Annotated in this window: 4 protein-coding genes; 1 reads left to right on the top strand and 3 read right to left on the bottom strand. The window is 60.3% G+C overall.

The genetic code is table 11. The features are described from left to right. From ACESMT_RS10160 to ACESMT_RS10150, 3 genes are all read right to left on the bottom strand, one after another. The coding region (locus tag ACESMT_RS10160; protein WP_372826466.1) for an Arm DNA-binding domain-containing protein at positions 1 to 232 on the bottom strand (232 nt) is incomplete at its 3' end. 367 nt (positions 233 to 599) lie between these two features. Continuing rightward, positions 600 to 1,049 carry a response regulator gene (locus tag ACESMT_RS10155; RefSeq protein WP_372826465.1) on the bottom strand — a complete coding sequence of 150 codons (450 nt, stop codon included), beginning with the start codon at positions 1,047 to 1,049 and terminating at the stop codon, positions 600 to 602. An 84-nt stretch (positions 1,050 to 1,133) separates the two neighbouring features. Continuing rightward, positions 1,134 to 2,117, bottom strand: coding sequence for an NADPH:quinone oxidoreductase family protein (locus ACESMT_RS10150; protein WP_372826464.1), 984 nt, complete (start codon positions 2,115 to 2,117; stop codon positions 1,134 to 1,136). A 107-nt stretch (positions 2,118 to 2,224) separates the two neighbouring features. Between ACESMT_RS10150 and surE the strand changes: the two genes are divergently transcribed. Beyond that, positions 2,225 to 2,790 (top strand): 5'/3'-nucleotidase SurE (gene surE, locus ACESMT_RS10145; RefSeq protein ID WP_372826463.1); only part of this gene is annotated, 566 nt, incomplete at its 3' end.

Raw genomic sequence — 2,790 nt, 5'->3', positions numbered from 1 at the left:
GGGCTTTGGCCTTGTCGCGCGCCTGCTCGATGGTCCATGCGCCGGGGCTGCCGATGGTCAGGCGTATGTCTTTGCCTTGGTAAACGCCTTGGTACACATAGGCAGGCTTACCGGCGGGCGTGGCCCGCAACCCCAGCCCGGCGGCGGTCGCGTCCCACATGAACGCCTGTGACTTGTCGGTGGGGCAGTTGAACGCTGAAACCCGGCCAGCGGTGAAGACGACTTTTGCCATGTTGATCCCCAAAAGTCTTACATCCTGACGATGTAAGACGGTTACGACACCTCGGAAGTCAAACCGTCCTGCTGTGGCTTACATCTCAGGATGTAAGGGAGGATGTAAGACTATTTTCCGAATTTAGACCTATTTCAATCAACACTGAACTGGTTACAAAAACAGTATGAGTTTTGTAAGTTGTTGATCTATATAGATTGTGCCACACCAATCAACATTGGAAAACACTATAAAGTCAGGATTGTGATTCCTGTTGTCGTGGGTTCGAGCCCCATCAGCCACCCCAGCGTTTAGTAAAAAAGCCCCGTCTACGGGGCTTTTTTATGCGCGGCTCTTTATGCGACTTCAGCCGGCCGCGCTCAGGCCATCACTTCGGCGGCGCGAAGTTCGATATGCGCCATGCCCTGATTTCTTCCAGCCGTGCTTCGAACTCATCAAAATCCAGAGGCTTGCTGATGTAGCTGTTCAGCCCTCCCTGGAGCGCCTGCACCGCACCCGATTGTTCGCTAGCCGCAGTCAGCATGATCACCGGGATGAGAGCGGTTCGCGGGTTGCTGCGCATGCGTTGCAGGACCTGCAGGCCATCCATCTTCGGCATCCCCAGATCCAGCAAGACCAGTTCGGGCGGCTCCAGCAGATGGCGTTCACTGTAAGCGCCCTGGCCCAACAGGTAGTCCAGAGCTTCCAGGCCATCGCGGGCCACCACAATGTGGTGAGACAGGCCGCTGTGTTCCAGTGTCGTCAGCGTCAGCGCCAGATGGTCGGGGTTGTCTTCCACCACCAGCATGGTCGGTTTGTCCGTGGGTCGCTCTTTCATGCTTTGTCAGCAAGAATCAATATACGCCCAAATCGGGAGTGTAACCATGTGCATCTCCACCGCTGGGCGGATTTGCACAACGCCCTAAAGGCTTTGGTTGACCATCACCAGCTTGCCCTTGACCCCGCGTGAGCCCATGTGGGCGTAGGCGGCCTTGAGTTCGGCCATCGGCATGGTGCGGTCAATGACCGGTTTGATCTTGCCCTGGGCATACCACTGGGCCAGCTCGGCCATGGCGGCGGCGCTGGCTTTGGGCTCGTTTTTTGCGAAGCCGCCCCAGAACACGCCGACGATGGACGCGCCCTTGAGCAGTGTCAGGTTCAGCGGCAGCGAGGGAATCGGACCAGAGGCGAAACCCACCACCAGGTAACGCCCGCGCCAGGCGATGGAGCGGAAAGCCGGCTCGGCAAACTCGCCGCCCACCGGGTCGTAAATCACGTCGGGGCCCTTGCCGCCGGTCAGGGTCTTGATGGCCTCGCGCAGGTTTTCCGTGCTGTAGTTGATGGTGGCATCGGCGCCTATGGACTTGCACAGTGCGCATTTTTCATCGGTTGATGCGGCGGCAATCACACGGGCGCCCATGACCTTGGCGATCTGGATCGCCGAGGTGCCGACACCGCCGGCGGCGCCCAGCACCAGCACGGTTTCACCGGCCTTGAGTTGCGCGCGGTCCACCAGCGCATGGTGCGAGGTGGCATAAATCATGATGAAAGCTGCTGCATCGACGTGCGGGAAGCCGTCGGGCAAAGGCATGCACAGCGCCGCAGGCGCAATCGTGTGCGTGCCGAAGCCGCCGGTGCCAGACAGGCAGGCCACGTTCTGGCCAACCTTGAGGTGTTTGACCCCATCGCCGACGACTTCGACCACGCCGGCGTATTCTGAACCGGGCACAAAGGGCAGCGGCGGCTTGATCTGGTATTTGTTCTGCACGATCAGCAGGTCCGGAAAGTTCAGGCTCGCGGCCTTGATCGCGATCAGCACTTCGCCGGCCTTGGGTACGGGCGTGGGCAGTTCTGTCCAGGTCAGGGCGTCAACGCCGGTGGGGTCTTCACAAAGCCAGGCATGCATGGGGGTCTCCGTTGATGATCGTCAATCATAGGCAGGTTCCGGGGACCGGCAAGCCGCAGGCGACGGCGTTTTGTCACCCGTGGGACCTGAGGCCCTAAAATCAGGCTATGAAAATTCTGATCTGCAACGACGACGGCTACCAGGCCTCCGGCATCATTGCCCTGTACGAAGCGCTCAAGGACATTGCTGACGTGGAGGTGGTCGCGCCCGAGCAGAACAACAGCGCCAAATCCAACGCGCTGACCCTGCATTCGCCCATGTATGTGCAGACGGCGGCCAACGGCTTTCGCTACATCAACGGCACGCCGGCCGATTGCGTACACATCGCGCTGACCGGGCTGCTCGGCTACCGGCCTGACCTGGTGGTGTCCGGCATCAACAACGGCGCCAACATGGGCGATGACACGATTTACTCCGGCACCGTCGGCGCGGCCATGGAGGGCTACCTGTTCGGCATTCCGTCGATTGCGTTTTCGCAGACCGAAAAAGGCTGGGGACATATCGACGCGGCCGGTCGGCGCGCGCGCGACCTGGTGCAGCAACTGATCCCCTCGCTCGAAAAAATTGCCGAGGGCGCCTTGCCGACCGTGGCGCCATGGCTGCTCAATGTGAACATTCCCAACCTCCCGGATGAGCAGCTCCAGGGCTACAAGGTTTGCCGCCTGGGTCGGCG

Origin of the sequence: Polaromonas sp., from assembly GCF_041689105.1 — a bacterium.
Classification (GTDB): Bacteria; Pseudomonadota; Gammaproteobacteria; order Burkholderiales; family Burkholderiaceae_C; genus Polaromonas.
This window is presented reverse-complemented; position numbering and strand designations above follow the sequence as displayed.

Coding starts and splice junctions, on each gene's coding strand:
- ACESMT_RS10155 (WP_372826465.1), bottom strand. CDS start 1,049: ATGAAAGAGCGACCCACGGACAAACCGACCATGCTGGTGGTGGAAGAC.
- ACESMT_RS10150 (WP_372826464.1), bottom strand. CDS start 2,117: ATGCATGCCTGGCTTTGTGAAGACCCCACCGGCGTTGACGCCCTGACC.